This window comes from Nonomuraea roseoviolacea subsp. carminata, from assembly GCF_024172185.1.
Taxonomy (GTDB): Bacteria; Actinomycetota; Actinomycetes; order Streptosporangiales; family Streptosporangiaceae; genus Nonomuraea; species Nonomuraea roseoviolacea.
Map to the genome: position 1 here is coordinate 2,181,355 of NZ_JAMZEC010000001.1, position 16,740 is coordinate 2,198,094.

At 72.0% G+C, this 16,740-nt stretch carries 15 protein-coding genes; 6 read left to right on the plus strand and 9 right to left on the minus strand.

Annotation, left to right across the window (positions count from 1 at the left end):
* Positions 1 to 177 precede the first annotated feature (177 nt).
* From HD595_RS09860 to HD595_RS09870, 3 genes are all read left to right on the plus strand, one after another.
* Positions 178 to 1,812, plus strand: a complete 1,635-nt coding sequence (locus HD595_RS09860) for an LCP family protein (RefSeq protein ID WP_253767773.1) — start codon at positions 178 to 180, stop codon at positions 1,810 to 1,812.
* A gap of 177 nt (positions 1,813 to 1,989) precedes the next feature.
* Positions 1,990 to 3,459, plus strand: a complete 1,470-nt coding sequence (locus HD595_RS09865; protein ID WP_253767775.1) for an acyltransferase family protein — start codon at positions 1,990 to 1,992, stop codon at positions 3,457 to 3,459.
* A gap of 56 nt (positions 3,460 to 3,515) precedes the next feature.
* Complete coding sequence (locus HD595_RS09870) at positions 3,516 to 4,508, plus strand: glycosyltransferase (RefSeq protein WP_253767777.1); 993 nt, start codon at positions 3,516 to 3,518, stop codon at positions 4,506 to 4,508.
* Here the strand turns inward: HD595_RS09870 and HD595_RS09875 are convergent.
* A complete protein-coding gene (locus HD595_RS09875) occupies positions 4,505 to 5,428 on the minus strand; it encodes a hypothetical protein (RefSeq protein WP_253767779.1) in 924 nt (307 codons plus the stop codon). The two genes, HD595_RS09870 and HD595_RS09875, sit on opposite strands and share 4 nt — an antisense overlap.
* Positions 5,425 to 5,904, minus strand: a complete 480-nt coding sequence (locus HD595_RS09880) for an RNA polymerase sigma factor (RefSeq protein ID WP_308211362.1) — start codon at positions 5,902 to 5,904, stop codon at positions 5,425 to 5,427. The genes HD595_RS09875 and HD595_RS09880 overlap by 4 nt, the downstream gene beginning before the upstream one ends.
* Positions 5,905 to 5,972: 68 nt before the next feature.
* Between HD595_RS09880 and HD595_RS09885 the strand changes: the two genes are divergently transcribed.
* Positions 5,973 to 6,686, plus strand: a complete 714-nt coding sequence (locus tag HD595_RS09885; protein WP_253767807.1) for an acetoacetate decarboxylase family protein — start codon at positions 5,973 to 5,975, stop codon at positions 6,684 to 6,686.
* 28 nt (positions 6,687 to 6,714) lie between these two features.
* Here HD595_RS09885 and HD595_RS09890 read toward each other — a convergent pair whose 3' ends face one another.
* The 6 genes from HD595_RS09890 to HD595_RS46680 all read right to left on the minus strand — a co-directional run bounded on the left by HD595_RS09890 (position 6,715) and on the right by HD595_RS46680 (position 12,670).
* Positions 6,715 to 7,599, minus strand: a complete 885-nt coding sequence (locus tag HD595_RS09890) for a glycosyltransferase family 2 protein (protein WP_253767809.1) — start codon at positions 7,597 to 7,599, stop codon at positions 6,715 to 6,717.
* Positions 7,600 to 7,785: 186 nt separating this feature from the next.
* Positions 7,786 to 8,553 carry a CDP-alcohol phosphatidyltransferase family protein gene (locus HD595_RS09895; RefSeq protein WP_253767810.1) on the minus strand — a complete coding sequence of 256 codons (768 nt, stop codon included), beginning with the start codon at positions 8,551 to 8,553 and terminating at the stop codon, positions 7,786 to 7,788.
* On the minus strand, positions 8,531 to 9,571 hold the full coding sequence (locus HD595_RS09900) for an iron-containing alcohol dehydrogenase family protein (RefSeq protein ID WP_175587950.1): 1,041 nt from the start codon (positions 9,569 to 9,571) through the stop codon (positions 8,531 to 8,533). The genes HD595_RS09895 and HD595_RS09900 overlap by 23 nt, the downstream gene beginning before the upstream one ends.
* Positions 9,572 to 9,631: 60 nt before the next feature.
* The gene (locus HD595_RS09905) at positions 9,632 to 10,363 is read right to left on the minus strand and encodes a phosphocholine cytidylyltransferase family protein (RefSeq protein ID WP_253767811.1); all 732 of its coding nucleotides are present in this window, start codon (positions 10,361 to 10,363) and stop codon (positions 9,632 to 9,634) included.
* Positions 10,364 to 10,441: 78 nt separating this feature from the next.
* Complete coding sequence (locus tag HD595_RS46675; RefSeq protein ID WP_308211114.1) at positions 10,442 to 11,080, minus strand: DUF5941 domain-containing protein; 639 nt, start codon at positions 11,078 to 11,080, stop codon at positions 10,442 to 10,444.
* Positions 11,081 to 11,167: 87 nt separating this feature from the next.
* Positions 11,168 to 12,670, minus strand: a complete 1,503-nt coding sequence (locus HD595_RS46680) for a CDP-alcohol phosphatidyltransferase family protein (RefSeq protein WP_308211115.1) — start codon at positions 12,668 to 12,670, stop codon at positions 11,168 to 11,170.
* Between the two features lie 92 nt (positions 12,671 to 12,762).
* On the opposite strand from HD595_RS46680, the gene HD595_RS09915 reads away from it, so the two are divergent.
* Positions 12,763 to 14,070, plus strand: coding sequence for a bifunctional cytidylyltransferase/SDR family oxidoreductase (locus HD595_RS09915; RefSeq protein WP_253767812.1), 1,308 nt, complete (start codon positions 12,763 to 12,765; stop codon positions 14,068 to 14,070).
* Between the two features lie 54 nt (positions 14,071 to 14,124).
* On the opposite strand, the gene HD595_RS09920 is transcribed toward HD595_RS09915, so the two are convergent.
* A complete protein-coding gene (locus tag HD595_RS09920) occupies positions 14,125 to 15,165 on the minus strand; it encodes a glycosyltransferase family 2 protein (RefSeq protein WP_253767813.1) in 1,041 nt (346 codons plus the stop codon).
* An 81-nt stretch (positions 15,166 to 15,246) separates the two neighbouring features.
* On the opposite strand from HD595_RS09920, the gene HD595_RS09925 reads away from it, so the two are divergent.
* A complete protein-coding gene (locus HD595_RS09925) occupies positions 15,247 to 16,716 on the plus strand; it encodes an LCP family protein (protein WP_253767814.1) in 1,470 nt (489 codons plus the stop codon).
* The last annotated feature ends 24 nt before the right edge of the window (positions 16,717 to 16,740 follow it).

Sequence of the window (16,740 nt, forward strand, 5' to 3'; positions counted from 1 at the left end):
TGGCGATGATATTCCACGAAATGTCCAGCTCTGAGTATGCTTTTGGCCGGTAACAGCACGCCCGGGTCACGGCGAATTCCGCCGGTCATGGCTACGGGTACGCCGTACGTGACCTAGTCTCGTGGCGCAGAAAGGCCATGCCGACGCGTGAGGCGCACAGACCAGGCGAGGGGGCGTATGAGTGACTACAGGAGCGTGTCCGTGCAGGACCGCAGGGTCGCCCCGGCCGAGCCCGGCCATCGCATGTCCCGGAGAGCGGCGGCGTCGCCGCCTCCCTCTCCGCCGGGTGACGAGCCCCCGCGAGGCGGCCGGAGGGCCGCTCCCGGCAAGGGCGGCGGCGTCAACAAGATGCGCGTCCTGGCCTGGATCAGCATCGGCGCGACGACGGTGATGGTCGCGGGCGCGCTGACCGGCTACACGGTCTACCGCGACGCCTTCGGCAACATCCACAAGAAGGCCGTCAAGATCCTCACGCCGCGGCCGCCGAGCACCGGCGCGCTCAACGTGCTCCTGGTCGGCTCCGACACCCGCGCGGGCGAGGGCAACGCGAAGTACGGCCAGAAACTGGCCCGCAGCGCCGACGCGGGCGGCAAGCGCACCGACACGATCATCCTGTTGCACCTGTCGCCCAACCGCGACAAGGCCCAGCTCATCAGCTTCCCGCGCGACTCGATGGTCCAGATCCCCACCTGCCAGAACGAGACCACCAAGCAGCCGATGCCGAGCTACCGCGGCCAGATCAACGCCGCCTACAGCTCCGGCGGCGTCTCCTGCACGATGTCCACGCTGGAGACCCTCACGGGCATCCGCATCGACCACTTCGTCGAGGTCGACTTCAGCGGGTTCAAAAAGATCGTCGACGCCCTCGGCGGCATCCAGATCTGCCTCAAGTCCGGCGTCGACGACAAGTACTCCAAGCTCAAGCTGCCCCCCGGCAAGAGCCTGCTGAACGGGGAGCAGGCCCTCGGCTACGTGCGGCTGCGCCACTACGGCGACGGCAGCGACATCCAGCGCATCAAGCGCCAGCAGATCTTCCTCAGCAAGGTGGTGGCGAAGGCCACCAGCGGCGAGCTGGTCAGCAACCCCGCCAGGCTGACCCGCTTCATCAAGGCCGCCGCCCAGGCCGTGACCATGGACCCAGCGCTGGCCGACGACACCGCGAAGCTGCTCGACATCGCCAAGAGCGCCGAGAAGCTGACCGCCAACGGCGTCAAGTTCACCACGATCCCGTGGATCCCCGACCCGGACGACCCGAACCGGGTCGTCTGGAAGCAGCCCGACGCCAACGAGCTGTTCACCGCCATCCGCACCGACGTCGAGCTGCCCGCGGCGACGCCGTCGGCCACCGCCAGCTCGGCGCCCAAGGTCGCGCTCAAGCCCGAGCAGGTCCAGGTGCAGGTGCTCAACGGCACACCCACCGGGGGCAAGGCCCGCGAGGTGGCCGACCAGCTCAGCAAGCAGGGCTTCAAGGTCGTGGGACTCGGCAACTACCAGGCGCCCGGCGGCAAGCCGATCGCCAAGACCGAGATCCGCTACGCCAAGAAGGCCGCCGACGGCGCCGACTACGCCGGAGTGCTCACCGGGATGGTCGTGCCCAAGCCCGCGCCCACCGCGGGCAAGATCAGGCCCACGACCACCGACGCCTACACCTCGCCGGTCGCGCTGCCCTCGGGCGGCACCAAGGCGGCGGGCGCGCCGGTGATCCAGCTGATCGTCGGCGAGGACTTCCAGGGGGTCAAGGTGGAGAAGCTTCCTGACAGCGTCACCAACAACACGATCACCGCCTCGGCCCAGAAGAACGTCTGCACGTGACCTCAGAGTTCCCTGTGTAAGCGGGCGTTCCGGAGCGCGTCGAGAGACAGGACCGTCCCGGCCGGGATATCGTGGTGCGGGTCGGCGACACCGCTCGTCCTCCGCCGTCAGGGCGTCAGTAAGGCGTGGCGGCCGTCGCGTATCCCCCGGCCCCGAGCGAAGCTGAGCGACTCCCCAGTGTCTGAGACCAAGCCGTCGTCCCCGGTCACCACTCCCCCGGACTCCGGGGGCCCCGGTGAGAACGCCGGCCCCGCGAGCACGGGGGCCCGGTGGCCGCTGCCGGAGGAGACGTTCTGGAGCGAGCAGACCGACCCGCACGGCGTCCTGCCCGGTCCTGGCGCACCGAGCGCGCCCGGCGGGCCGGAGGCGTCGCCCGCCAAGGGCCGCGCGGCCTCCCCCGCCACGACGGCTCCGGTCACCGACGACCGCCCGGCCACCGCGCCGGTGAAGGCGCCCGGCGGGCCGGAGACGACACCCGGCACGCCCGAGACGGCGCCCGGCGCGCCGAAGACGGGCGGATCGCGACCGGCCGGCCGCCGCGCCACGGACGCCGCGTTAGAGCGCCCGGCCGCCCCCGGTGGCCCCCGAGGCGCGGTCGCGGCCGGCACTCCGCAGGAGCAGGCCAAGCCCGGCGAGCAGCCGGACCAGCCCCGGCGCAGGCGCGACCCCTACCTCGACAACGTCAAGTTCCTCCTGATCGCGCTGGTGCCCATCGGCCACGCGCTGGTCCCGACGCTCGACGCCGACTCCTCGCGCGCCGCGTACATCTTCATCTACACCTTCCACATGCCGCTGTTCGTGATCATCAGCGGCTACCTGTCCCGCAACTTCTGGAACTCCAACGCCAAGACGAACAAGCTCGTCGACACGTTCGTCGTGCCGTACGTCATCGTGGAGGTCGGCTATGCGGCGCTGCGCACCGCGCTGGGCCAGAAGTGGTCGCTGACGATCATCGACCCGGCCTGGCTCAACTGGTACCTCCTGGCGCTGCTGTTCTGGCGGCTGTCCACACCGGTGTGGAAGCGGATGAAGTACCCCGTGCCGGTGGCCATCGCCATCTACCTGTTCGCGGGGTACTCCCAGATCTCCGGCGACTTCAGCATGGACCGCTTCTTCGGCCTCATGCCGTTCTTCGTCATCGGCCTGGTCATGCAGCCCGAGCACTTCGACCTGCTCAACCGGCGCTGGATCAAGATCGTCTCGGTGGGGGTGCTCGCCTCCGCCGCCGCGGTCGCCATCTACATCGCGCCGAAGGCGACGCTGAAGCCCTTCTACTTCAAGCACAGCTACCAGGACATGGACCTGTCCTGGTGGATGGGCCTCGGCGTGCGCACCGGACTGCTCGTCTGCTCGCTCGCCGTGTGCTTCGCGGTGCTCGCGCTCGTGCCCCGCGGCGAGACCTGGTACTCCGACCTCGGCACCCGCACCCTCTACTGCTACCTGCTGCACGGCATCCCGGTGCTCATCGCCAAGGAGAAGGGCTGGCTGGAGCTGCCGTGGCTGCACGGCCCGCTCGGCGTGCTGGCGATCAGTTCGAGCTGCTTCGCGCTGGCCATCGTGCTGTGCCTGCCGGAGACCCGCACAGTGTTCAAGTGGGTGCTTGAACCACGCCTGACCTGGCTTTATCGGCGGCCGTCCGGAAGTTAAGCGGTAGTTCGGCCCGCATTAACGCTTATGACCTGGTAAGCACCGAGCATCGACGCATGCGGGTATGCGTCGCCACCATCGTCCACCATCCGGAGGACGCCCGGATCATGCACCGGCAGATCCGGGCGCTGCTCGACGCGGGCCACGAGGTGACCTACGTCGCGCCCTTCACCCATTTCAACGTCACACCGCCCATGGGGCTCACCCCGATCGACGTCCCGCACGGGGCGGGGTTGGGCCGGGCGGGCGCCGCGCTCAGACGCGGCCTGCGCGGCGCCGACCTGCTGCTGGTCCACGACCACGCGCTGCTGCGCCTGCTCCCCCACCGCCGCCCGCCGGTCGTGTGGGACGTCCGCGAGCCGGTCAGCGCGCGGCGGCTGGCGCGGGCCGAGCGGCGCCACCACGTCTGCACCACCTCCGTGGTGCCGGAGGCGACCATGGTGGCCGCGGCCCCGCCCGTTCCCGGCGACACGCGGCTGGTCCACCTCGGCCGGCTGTCGGCCGAGCGCGGGCTGGCGGAGCTGATCGGCCTGGCCGAGCGGCTGGTGCCGCACGGGATCCGCATGGAGCTGATCGGCGCCGCCGACCCGGGCGCGCGCCCGCTGCTGCGCGACGCCCAGCGGGTCGGGCTGCTCGACTGGTACGGCCACGTGCCCAACCGGCACGCGCTGCGGATGACCGAGGGCGCGCTGGCCGGGCTGTCGCTGGCCGCCGAGACGGTGACCGGGGTGCCGACGAAGGTCCTCGACTACATGGGCCGCGGGGTGCCGGTGATCACCACGGCGCAGTCCGCCCCGCTGGTGGAGCGGACCGGCTGCGGGATCGTGGTGCCGCTGGACGTGGACGCGGTCGTGGACGCGGTGCTCGACCTCAAGGAGGACCCGGCACGGCGTTCGGCGCTGGGGGTGCGCGGCCACGCGGAGGCCCGGCTGCGGCACCACTGGCCGGACCACGCGCCGGCGTTCGTGGCGCAGATGGAGGCGTGGGCCGGGCTCCCGGTCCCGATCCGGAGCCGAGTCGTCAAGACGCCCCTGTCACGCACGGCCTAGCGGGGGTCATCGAGGTCGAAGGTCACGTCGGCCAGGTGGACGGTGCGCACCCGGGGGTCCTCGATGAGCCTGCGCAGCTCCTTGATCGTCACCAGGTCGTCGACGTAGCCGTACACCAGGCCGTCGGCCGACGCCTTGCGCAGCCGGGCCAGGGACAGGTCGAAGCGGCGCAGGTTGGCGTCATCGTGGTCGCGCAGCATGCCGACCCAGCGGCGGAAGTGCTCCAGGTCCTGCGCCGACTCCTTGTCACAGGACAGGCCCATCTTCTCGCCGGGGAGCGCCCGGTCCCAGGTGGTCGTGTCCCAGGTGATCGGGGTCGCACCGGGACGCCGCTCGTAGACGAGCCGGGCGGTGCAGGCGGCGGGGAACGCGCCCAGCTCGCCCAGCGTGAGCGGCTTGTCGAACTCGACGACGGCCAGCGCGTTGAGGCCGTCCGGCAGCCTCGCCAACACCTTGCGCACCTGCTCCTTCTGGTCGAGGGTGGTGCCGAAGTTGGCCAGTGAGGTGCTGAGCCGCGTGTTGGCGTAGTTGCCGAGCGGCAGGTGGCCGACCCGGCCGAAGAAGTCCTGGGTGATGGTGTACACGCTGCCGGCACGGCCCTCGAAGCCGCCGGCGGCCCGCAGCTCGCGCGCGCTGACGGTGAACGACATCGACAGCGGCGTGGTCTCGCAGCAGTCCCGGACGCCGATCGTGTACGCCGGGTTGTAGATCTTGAAGGCCGTGCCGAGCACGTCCTTCATGCGCTCCTCCCGGTCGCCGCGCTTCTGCACCGCCGCCGACCCCAGCGTCGCGGCGAGCGCGACCGCCACCAGCACGGCCAGCACCAGCGACGCCGTCCTGACGATTCCCCGGCGCACCGACCTGCGGGTCGCCTTGGGGTCGAAGTCCGGCAGCTCCAGCACCGGCTGGTCCTCGTTCATCGCACTCCTCCGTACGTCTCGGCGAACGCGCTGCGCGCGCGCCACACCGCGGTCTTGATCGTCGCGTGCTTCGTGCCGGTCATCGCGGCCACCTCCACCAGCGAGAAGCCTTCGAGGTAGACCAGCGTGAGCAGCCGGCGGTGCCGCTCCGGCAGCCGGTCGAGGGCGTCGCGCACGTCCACGGCGTCCACGTGCAGCGCGGGCACGCCGAGCTCGTCGGCGTCGGGCAGGGCGAGCTCCCGGCGGGAGCGGCGCACGTGGTCGATGAGGACGTTGCGGGCGATGGTGAGCAGCCAGGCCGCCGGGTTCTCCCCGCGCCAGCCGAGCAGGGCGCGGGTGGCCTTGACGAACGTCTCCTGGGCGAGATCCTCGGCGAGGTGGGGGTCGCGGGTGCGGCGCAGGAGGAACCCGCACACGAGCGCCCAGTGCTCGCGGTACAGCTCCTCGATGATGACGGCCTCCGCGGGGTCGGTGATGTCACATCAGCCCAGACGAGACCACCCCGGGAATGGTCACATCGCTTTCCGGTTGATGTACTGGACGCATGGCATCGCACGTGATCCAAGGGCGTACGGTCACCATGCCTGTCGAGGTGCGCGACGCGACCGTCTGCAGCGCGATGTATCCCGTACGGGCCGACGCGGCCCGGGCGGTGATCGCCTACTCCGGGTTGGACGTGGCCGAGGTGTTCCCGGGCAAGGCCGTCTGCGTGCTGACGTTCGTCGACTACCGCGACGGCGACCTCGATCAGTACCACGAGTTCGGCATGGCGTTCATGGTGCGGCCGCCGGGCGTGGCGGGCGCGGCCGGGCTGGCCGACCTCAGGCAGGCCGGGGTGTTCATCCACTGGCTGCCGGTGGACCAGCGCTTCACGCTGGAGGCCGGGCGGAGCATCTGGGGCTTCCCGAAGGAGCTGGCGGACATCGAGCTGCGGCTGTCGTCACCGTACAAGCGCTGCATCGTGCGCAAGGACGGCCGGCTCGTGCTCGACATGCTGGTCAAGCCGGGCGTGCCCGTGCCCGGTCCGGGCCCGATGACGCCGCTCGACGCCTACACGCACCGCGACGGGCTGACCCGGCGCGTGCCGTGGTCGGTGCGGGCGCGCGGGGTCAGGGTACGGCCCGGCGGGGCGCTGATCCGGCTCGGCAACCATCCCATCGCCAAGGAGCTGAGCGAGCTGGGCCTGCCCAAGCGGGCCCTGACGTCGTCCACGGTGGCGCGCGCGGAGATGACCTTCGGCGACGCGATCCATCCCTGACCGCCCCCGCGAGGGGCGATCAGGGGGGTCAGACGATCGGGGGACGGCCGAGCTTCACCATGCGCCAGGCCGTGCTCCAGGCCATGGGACGGCGCTCGCCGGCCGGCGTGCGCAGCCCTTCGAAGAAGCCGGCGAACCACGGCTTGAGCGCCATGCCGGAGCCGCGCTCGCGGATCACGGTCAGCACGATCCAGTCGAGCAGGTAGAGGGCGGCCAGGGGCCACGGCAGGTTGCGCCGCGCCAGCCACACCCGGTTGCGGGCGTTGAGCCGGTGGAAGTCGGCGTGCCGGGTCGGCGGGACCTGCGGGTGGTACATGACCGTCTCGGCGTCGTACTCGATCCGGTAGCCCTCGCCGAGCAGCCGCCAGGCCAGGTCGGTCTCCTCGTGCGCGTAGAAGAACCGCTCGGGCAGCCCGCCCACCTGGAGGAAGGCCGAGCGCCGGATGGCCGAGGCGCCGCCGAGGAACGTGGTGACCGGCGAGGAGCGCTCGGGGTCGCCCGCGCGCAGCCGGGGCACGTGCCGGCGCTGGCCGGTGCCGCCCTCCGGGTCCATCACCCGGAACGAGATGACCGCGAGGTCGGGCTCGGTGGCGAACCGGTCGCGGACGTGGGAGACGACCTTCTGGTTGGCGTACCAGCCGTCGTCGTCGAGGAACAGCACGACGTCGCCGGAGCACTCCTCGACGCCGCGGTTGCGGCCGGCCGGGATGCCGGTGTTGCGGTCGAGCCGGATCGTCTTGACGGTCGCGGCCGAGCCCTCGGGTGGCGTCGCCGACACCGCGGGCACGTCGGCGCCGTTGCCGACGATCACCACTTCGACGTCGCCGTCGATCTGGTTGAGCGCGGACTCGACCGCCCGGTTCAGCTCCGCGACCCGGTTGCCCATGGTGAGGATGACGCACGAGATCTTCAACGAATCATCGTCCTGACGCGTCGAAGGCACGGGCGGAGCATTCTTTCATGATCACCGAGTCTGCTGGTCGCATGGTCCTGATGTTGGTGGAGCTAAGCGTATCGGAACCGGCCGTGAACCCCCGCCGAACGACGGAGGTCCGATCAATACGACGGACGGGACGGGCAACCGGTTCCGGGCTTCTGATCAAGCAAGCCGCCTCGACGCCATGATGCTCACCAGATGCAGCACGACCTGCAGGCCGGCCGCCACGCAGCAGGCGACGACCAGCACCCGCGTGGCCGTGAGGTCGCCGATCACCGTGTCGACGACCATCGCCGCCAGCGCGAGCAGCGACAGCTCGACCGGCTGCATGATCCGGTGGAACTGCGTCGCCGAGAGCACCCGCCGGCCCAGGCTCAGCAGCCCGGAGCGGAACTGCACCCCGGCCGCGTCACTGGCGGCGCCCAGGCCGCCCTTGGCCCGGGCCACCTCCACGAGGTCGCTCTCGGCCTTGATGAGGATCGCGCCGAGCGCCCCGGCGAACCCCAGCACGGTGTACCAGTCGGGCAGCACGGCTGAGGCCCGCCAGCCCAGCCCGGCCAGCAGCGCGGCCTCGGTGAAGTAGGCGCCGACCCGGTCGAGGTAGACCCCGGCCAGCGAGGTCTTGCCGGTCCAGCGCGCCAGCTCGCCGTCGGAGCAGTCGAGCAGCAGGTAGACCTGCGTGAGCAGGGCGGCCAGCACGACGGCCCACGGGCCCGGGAAGGCCAGCACGACCCCGGCCAGGACCCCGATCACCGTCATCAGCCAGGTGAGCTGGTTGGGCGTGACGGGGGTCTTGGCCAGCAGCCAGGTGGCGTAGATGGACAGGCGGCGCATGTAGAGCACGCCCGCCCAGTGCTCGCCGTTGCGGCGCTCCAGGTGGCCCGGGGGCTGGGCCACCTGGCGCAGCTCAGCTACCGAAGGCCCGGACATAGTCCTCAACCCGATCGCGGATCTCGGAGTCGCTCATGCGCAGGTGCTCCAAGATCGTGTAGCGGCCGGGGCGTGTGGCGGGCGCCAGCGCGACGGCCTCGGCGAACTGCTCCGCGCTCAGCCCGATCTCGGCCGGCGACACGGGCAGCCGGTGGCGGCGCAGGCACCCGGTCACCTGCGCGAGCCGGGCCTCGTCCTCCCTGAGGAAGAAGCAGAAGGCGGCACCGATCCCGGCGAGCTCGCCGTGGTTGGAGGTGCCCGGGAAGAGTTGATCCACGGCATGAAGGATCTCATGGTCTCCGCCGCTCGACGGCCGCGAGGACCCGGCGATCACCATGGACATGCCCGACAGGATCAGCGACTCGGCGAGGACCGTCAGGAACGCGTCGGACTCGATGGAGTCGTCGCGCCCGATCAGCGCCTCGGCCGAGGTGCGGGCCATCGAGCAGGCCAGGCCGTCGATCGGCTCGCCGCGCTCGACGTTGCTGAGGATCCAGTCGTCGATGGCCGACAGGTTGCTGACCACGTCGCCCACGCCGGAGCGGACCAGCGACTCGGGCGCGTTGTGCACGAAGTCGAGGTCGACGAGGATCGCCAGCGGCATCGGGACGCCGAAGGAGCCCTTGCCCCCCTCGTACGTCAGCGAGGCCGTCGGCGAGCAGATGCCGTCGTGGGACAGGTTGGTGGCCACGGCGACCATCGGGATGCCGGCGAGCGAGGCGGCGTACTTCGTCGCGTCGATCGTGCGCCCGCCGCCGACGCCCACGACCACCTCGTAGGCGCCCTTTCGCAGGTCGGCGCCCAGCGAGACGGCCGCCTCGACCGACCCGTCGGCCACCCGGAACACCTCGGCCTCGTCGAGCGTGGGCGCGATCAGGCCCTCGATGTGGTCGCCCTGGCCCGGGCCGACCGCCACCGCGACGCGGCCGGAGGTCGCCACCCGGCTGTCGGCGAGCAGCGCGCCGAGCTGCGCCACCGCGCCCCGCCTGACCTCCATGGTCAGCGGCGCCGGCAGCATCCGCGCTAGGAGCGGCATGCGGCCCCCTCAGAAGCGGCTGGAAGCGGCATCGCGGCCCCCTCAGTAGCGGACGGCGATGGTGCGGGCCTTGGCCAGGTCGTCGTGGTTGTCCACCTCGACCCAGTCGACCTCGCCGATCGGCGCGACGTGGATCCGCTCGCCGCGCTCGATCATCTCCTGGTAGCCGTCCTCGTAGTAGAGCTGCGGGTCGCGCTCGAAGGTGGCCTGGAGCGCGTCGGCGAGCCGCTCGGCCGCGCCCGGCCGGATCAGCGTGGCGCCGATGTACTCGCCGTACGCCTCGGCCGGGTCCATGAGCTTGGTGATGCGCTTGACCGCGCCGCCGTCGAGGGTGACCTTCATCTCCTCGTCGGCCAGCTTCTTCACGTCGTCGACGGCCAGCAGGATGTCGCTGGTCTCGGGGGCCGACAGGAGCGTCTTCTCGACCGAGACGGGGTGGACGGTGTCGCCGTTGACGAGCAGCGCGCCCTGCGCGAAGTAGTCGCGGGCGCACCAGAGGGAGTAGGCGTTGTTCCACTCCTCGGCCTTGTCGTTGTGCACGAGGGTGAGCTTGACCCCGTGGCGGCGCTCCAGCTCCTCCTTGCGCTCGTGCACGGCCTGGGCGGCGTATCCCACGATCACCACGACCTCGCGCAGGTCGACCTCGGCGAGGTTGCGCAGCGAGATGTCCATGATCGTCGTCTCACCGTCGACCGGCACGAGCGCCTTGGGCAGCGTGTCGGTGTACGGCCGCAGACGTCTTCCGGCTCCAGCGGCCAGCACCATTCCCAGCAACGTGCACTCCTCAGTCGAGCATGACTACCGTAGGCCCAAAGGTTAGTTGGCTTTCGGGCCTGTGCGGGTAATCCGCCGTCAGTCTTGCGTTCCCATGTCGGCCACCTCGACCGCCGGCTCCGGCGCGGAGCGGGGCGCGGCGAGCCAGCACGTGAGGCTCTCCCAGCCGAAGAGCCCCCACAGGTAGAGCGCGAGGAGCGCGTACCCGAAGGTCATCACGCCGGCGACGCCCGCCAGCGCGATCACCAGCATCCGGCCCTCCCAGCCGAGGCCGAACGTGGACAGCCACGGCGGCGGGTAGACGCGCTGCCGAAGCCGGTACACCAGGTCGTAGTGGTGGAAGGCGAGCGCGCCGAGCAGCAGCATGATCAGCACGGGGTGGACGCCGTGGGCGAACCCGCAGGCCGCGACGAAGGCGTACTCGATCACCCGCAGGACGGGCGGCACGAGCCAGTCGAAGCGGCCGTCGTGCGGGTGGGAGCTGCCCGGCCCGGCCAGCAGCAGCGTCACGGCGGGCGCGAAGAGCGCCAGCCCGTCGCTCCCGGCCACGCCGAGCATGAGCAGGACGCCGGTGACGAACGCGCCGGCCACGACCGGGGGCAGCGGCGGGAGCTGGCCCGCCACGAGCGCGCCCATGCCGCGCGAGAGCGGCCCGTCGTCGCGGTAGGTGACGACCGTGCTCCTCGGCACCGGCGTCATGTGCACGGTGGTCATCATGCCGACCTCGCGATCCGCCCGGAGGGCTGGTAGACGCCGGTCATCGCGCGGACCTCCCGATCCGTCCCACGAGCCGGTGGACGCCGGTCATCGTGCCGACCTCGCGATCCGCCCCGTGAGCTGGTAGAGGGCCGCGACAGAGCCCCAGGTGATGAGCGCCGCGAACGTCACGCGGGCGTTGAACAGCGCGGCGGTCACCGCGATCAGGGCCATCCGCTCGCCGATGGGCAGCACGATCATCTTCTTGGCCCAGTGGATCAGCGAGCCGCGCTCCAGCCGATGGGACAGGCCCAGCACCCCCTGCGCAGGGGCGGCGCGGCCGTCGGTCTCCTCCAGCAGGGAGCGGACCGGCTTGGCCCACAGCGCGCCGACCTTGGCCGCGTCGGCCACCGACCCGCCGTAGGCGAAGTCGATCGCGTGCCGTACGACCTGGAGGATCATCGCGGCGATGGCGAGGTACCAGATCCCGTCGGGGCCGCCGTGCTGCCACGGCAGGCCGCCCGCGTAGCCGAGGGCGAGACCGGCGTAGACGATGTACTCCTTCAGCCGGTCGGCCATGCCGTCGGCCCAAGCCCCGAGCGGCGTGAACATGCGGGTGTAGCGGGCGAGCTGGCCGTCCAGGCAGTCCAGCACGAACGACAGGTAGACCAGCACTGCGCCCAGCACCATCGCGCCCCGCGTGCCGGCCGAGAACCACACCGCCGCCAGGACGGCCAGGCCGACGGAGCAGCCGGTGACCGTGTTGGGGGTGAGCCGGAGCCGCGCCGCCGGGCGCACCAGGTGGCGCGACCAGGAGGAGACGCAGAACGTCGTGAAGAAGCCGTCGCGGTCCTTGACGGCGGTGTCGAGGCGCACCTGGTCCTCGTCCACCTCCGCGAGCCGGGTGATCGCGCCGTCGGCGCCGGCCTGCCCGGTGACCCGGTCGGCGTGCAGCGGGCCGAGCCGGGCCGCGCGGACCCGCGCCCCCGCCCTGACCAGCCCCACGAGCAGCAGGTCGACCGCCTCGACGGCGCTGACGGGGCCGAGCCGGCCGCTCTCGGCCAGGTCGGCCAGCTCCTCCGCGACGTCGGCGAGCCTGGTGAGGTCGGCCTCACCGGTCTGGAGCACGCCGCGGAAGGTGGCGTTGGCCTGCGGCACGGTGTGGAACGAGCTCGCCGCGGCCACCACCCGGCCGCCCTCCACCCGCACGGGCGGGCGCAGCGGCCCGACGTCGGCGTCGGAGGAGACGAGCGCGGCCGAGCCGCGCGCCGGATGCTGGAGCAGCAGGCCGAGCGCGTCGTTGTGGGCGACGAGGTCGGCGGGCAGCACGACGAGCGGCCCCGTCGAGCCGCGGGCCAGCTTGGCCACGGCGCGCAGGTCGGCGCCGAGCCCTCCGGCGTGCACGGCATGCTCGGGCTCGGGCTGCTCGCCGTGCGCGAGCAGCGCGCCGCCCGGCGTCAGCACCTGGACGTCGCGGACGGAGAGCGCCGCGAGCTGGTCGCCGAGCCGGTCGAGCAACGTGCCGTCGGCGCAGGAGAGCCTGCATGCCGGGGTCGTGGCGAGCAGGACCACGGAGGCCGTGGAGCTCGCGCGGGTCAAGGAAGGCGTCAAGCGCAGGTCCTCCCGGTCGTGAGGGAGTGCGTGGACTCAGCGTAGCGAGAGGGCGACGCGATATCACGGACCCAGACCGTTACGCTCCGGGTATGGATTCTGGGTTGCGCGCCGTCGGGGTCGTGCTGGCGGGCGGAGTGGGGCAGCGGATGGGGCTCGGCCGGCCCAAGCAGCTGGCCACCGTCGCCGGGCGGACCATCCTGGAGCACTCGATCGCCCTGTTCGACGGCTCCCCCGACATCGACGAGGTCGTGGTGCTGATGACGCCGGGCCTCGTGGACGAGGCGAGGGAGCTGGTCGCCCGGGCCGGGTTCCGGAAGGTGACCAAGGTCGTCGAGGGCGGGGCGAGCCGTACGGAGAGCACCTGGCGGGCGCTGCGGGCGATCGGCGAGGAGGAGTGCGACGTGCTGCTGCACGACGCCGTCCGGCCGTTGCTGGAGCCCCGGATCATCACGGACTGTGTGCGCGCCCTGCGGGATCACCGGGCCGTCGAGGTGGCCATCCCGAGCTCCGACACGATCTTCGCGGTCGAGCCGGGGCCCGGCGGGGAGACGATCACGGAGGTGCTGGACCGGTCGCGGCTGCGCCGGGCGCAGACGCCGCAGTGCTTCCGGTTGTCGGTCATCAGGGAGGCTTACGAGCGGGCGCTGGCCGACCCGGGCTTCGCCGACCGGCCGGCGACCGACGACTGCGGGGTGGTGCTGCGGTACCTGCCGGACGTGCCGATCCACATCGTGCCGGGCAGCGAGCGCAACCTGAAGATCACCCATCCGGTGGACGCGCGGATCGCGGCGGCGCTGTTCGAGGCGTCGCCCGTTCCGGCGGCGTTCGAGGAGGAGGCGCTGGCGGGACGGACCGTGGTGCTCCTCGACGCGGGGGGCGCGGGTGTGCGGGAGGCGGCGGAGCTGGCGTCCCGGCACGGGGCGCGGGTGGTGGTCCTGTCGTGCGAGCGTGACGGGCTGCGACTGGACGACGTCCGCTCCGTGGCCAAGGCGCTGGCCGGGGTGGGGCGGATCGATCACCTCGTCCTCGCCGTCGCGGCGGCGGGCGGGGGTGGGAGCCTCATGGAGGCGGCGGACGAGATCGTGGCCGAGGCGGCGGTGGCCGGGTACCTGGGGCCGGTCAACGTGGCGCGGGCCGCGTACCCGCGGCTGCTGGAGAGCGGCGGCGGCCTGCTGCTGTGCGTCGCGGCGGACGCCGGAGACCCCCTGGGCGCGCCGGCCGGGGCGGCCGTGACGGCCCTGGCCCGGTCGCTGGCGGCCGAGTGGGCCGGCGAGGGGGTGCGGGTCAACTGCGTGACCGGCGGCGGCACGGCGGAGGAGACGGCCGGGGCGTGGCTGGCGGTGCTGGCGTCGCGCCTCACGGGCCAGGTCGTGGACGCGTCCTCGGGCCCGCGCTGACCTGTGGAGGGCGCGCGTACCCCCGGAAGGGGACGCGCGCCCGAGGCGGGCGGGTCAGTGGAGGGAGAGGTGGCCCTGCTGCGGCGACGGGCGGGCCAGCTTGCGCGGGCTGGTCAGGAAGCCCCAGCCCCACGAGACGTGCATGGTGGCGTACACCAGCGGCAGCCTGGCCTTGACCGCCATCGGGTAGCCGCTGCCGGTGAGCACCGAGCCGCCCGCGATGGCCAGCAGGTAGCCGCCCGGGATGATCAGCCCGAGCGGGAAGAACGGCGAGACGATCAGCCCGAGCGCCATCGCCAGCACGGCGGCCGGCGGCGCGAGGTAGCGCAGGTTGATCGTGCCCTCGTGGGTGCGCGAGACGACGCGCCGCCAGCGGCCGTAGTGGAAGTACTGCTTGGCCAGCGCCTTGACGTTGGGCCGGGGCCGGTAGGTCACGCGCATGCGGGGCTGGAACCACACCAGGCCGCCGCTCTGGCGGATGCGGTGGTTCATCTCCCAGTCCTGGGCGCGCTGGAAGTGCTCGTCGTAGCCGCCCACCCGGTCGAGCGCGGAGCGCCGGAAGACGCCCAGGTAGACGGTGTCGGCCGGGCCCGCCGTGCCACCGACGTGGAAGGCGGCGGCGCCCACGCCGATCTTGGAGGTCATGGCGCAGGCGACGGCCTGCTCGAAGGCTGTCACGCCCTCGGCCGCCATGACGCCGCCCACGTTGTCGGCGCCGGTCTCCTCCAGGGTCTCGACCGCCACCCGCAGGTAGTCGGACGGCAGCATGGCGTGCCCGTCGACCCGGGCGACGATGCCGCTGCGCGAGGCCGCGATGGCCGCGTTGAGCGCGTTGGGGGTGCGGCCCGTCGGGTTGGGCACGACGACGACCCTCGGGTCGGCCGCCGCGATGGCGTCGGCGACCTCCTGGGTGCGGTCTTGGGACGGTCCGACGGCGAGGACGACCTCGATCTCGCCGGGGTAGCTCTGGGCGAGGACCTGGTCGACGGCCTCGCGAAGATGCCGTTCCTCGTTGAGGACGGGCATGACGACGGAGATGGGCGGCCAGCTACGGGTCTCCGCTGGCGCGTGCGGCGAGTCGGGGAACTGCTTCATGGCGGGGCTCACGCTACTGTACGAGCAGGGGAGGAGGGCAATCGAAAGCCCGATCCTCGCGGCGGAACAAGAGGGGGACCGATGCGCGACCCGGGCGGGGAGGACGCTGGGGTGCATGTGGGCGGCGACGCCTACGGCGGCGTCAGGCTCGCACCCGGTCGCAGGCGCAGGCCGGGCCGCGGCGCGAAGGCGCGCCGGCGCAACCTGGTCGTCTCGGGCCTGCTGTCCGCCAGCGTGCTCGTCGGCACCGGCGTGGTGTGGGCGACGCCCCGGCAGATCGGCACGGTGGACGCCGGGGTGACCGAGCCCGTGTCCACCGGCGCGATGAACATCCTGCTCGTCGGCGTGGACAAGCGCGACGACCTCACCCGCAAGCAGCAGAACCAGCTCAAGCTGGGCCGCGAGGTCGGGCAGCGGACCGACACGATGATGGTCATCCATCTGTCCGAGGACCACCGCAAGATCACCGTGGTGAGCCTCCCCCGCGACACCTGGACGACCATCCCGGGCAAGGGCCAGCACAAGATCAACTCCGCGTACCAGTTCGGCGGGCCGAGGCTCGCCAAGGAGACCGTGGAGCAGGTGACGGGGCTGTCGGTCAACCGCTACATCGAGGTCAACGTCCTCGGCTTCATCGACGTCGTCGACGCGCTCGGCGGGGTCACGGTCTGCACCCCGGTGCCCATCAACGACCCCAAGACGGGGCTCGCGCTCACCGCCGGCACCCACGAGCTGCACGGCGCCCAGGCGCTCGGCTACGCCCGCACCCGCGCCACGGCCCGTTCCGACCTCGACCGCATCGACCGGCAGCAGCAGGTGATCTCCGCGCTGCTGAACCGCGCCCTCAGCGCGGGCACGCTCACCAACCCGGCCAAGCTCGCCGACTTCGTCAACTCGACGCTGCGCACCATCAAGGTGGACCCGGACGACGGGCTGACGGGGCTGGTCACGCAGATGCGCGACGTGTCGCTGGACGACGTCGCGTTCGCCGACGTGCCGCTCAAGAACGTCGACTTCAAGGCGCCGACCGGCGAGTCGGCGGTGCTGTGGGACGACGTGGCGGCGCGCGAGCTGTTCCGCCGGATCGCCGCCGACGAGGACCTCGTCAAGCCCGCCCCCTCGCCGTCCTCCTCCGCCTCGGCCACCGCCAAGCCCACGGGCAGGCCCGCCGGCGAGGCGATCCCGCCGGAGCGCATCGCCGTCACCGTCAAGAACGGCACGCTCGTCACGGGGCTCGGCGCGCGGACGAAGGAGGCCCTGGTGGCGGCGGGCTTCCGGGTGCCGGACGTGCCGGGCAACACCCCGAACAAGGACTACAAGAAGACGGTCATCCGCTACGCCCCCGACCGCGAGGACTCCGCCCGCACCGTCGCGGCCGCGATCCCGGGCGCGGAGCTGCGCGAGGCGGGCGACGTCAAGGGCGTCGAGGTCATCGTGGGCACCGACCAGCCCAAGATCCAGAAACCGACCGTGGAGACACCCGGGGCCAAACCCTCGTCAACCGCAACGCCGACCGCGAAAACGGCAACTCAGAACATATGCAAGAAATAGGCATAAGAGTTCTTACTTCGGGCA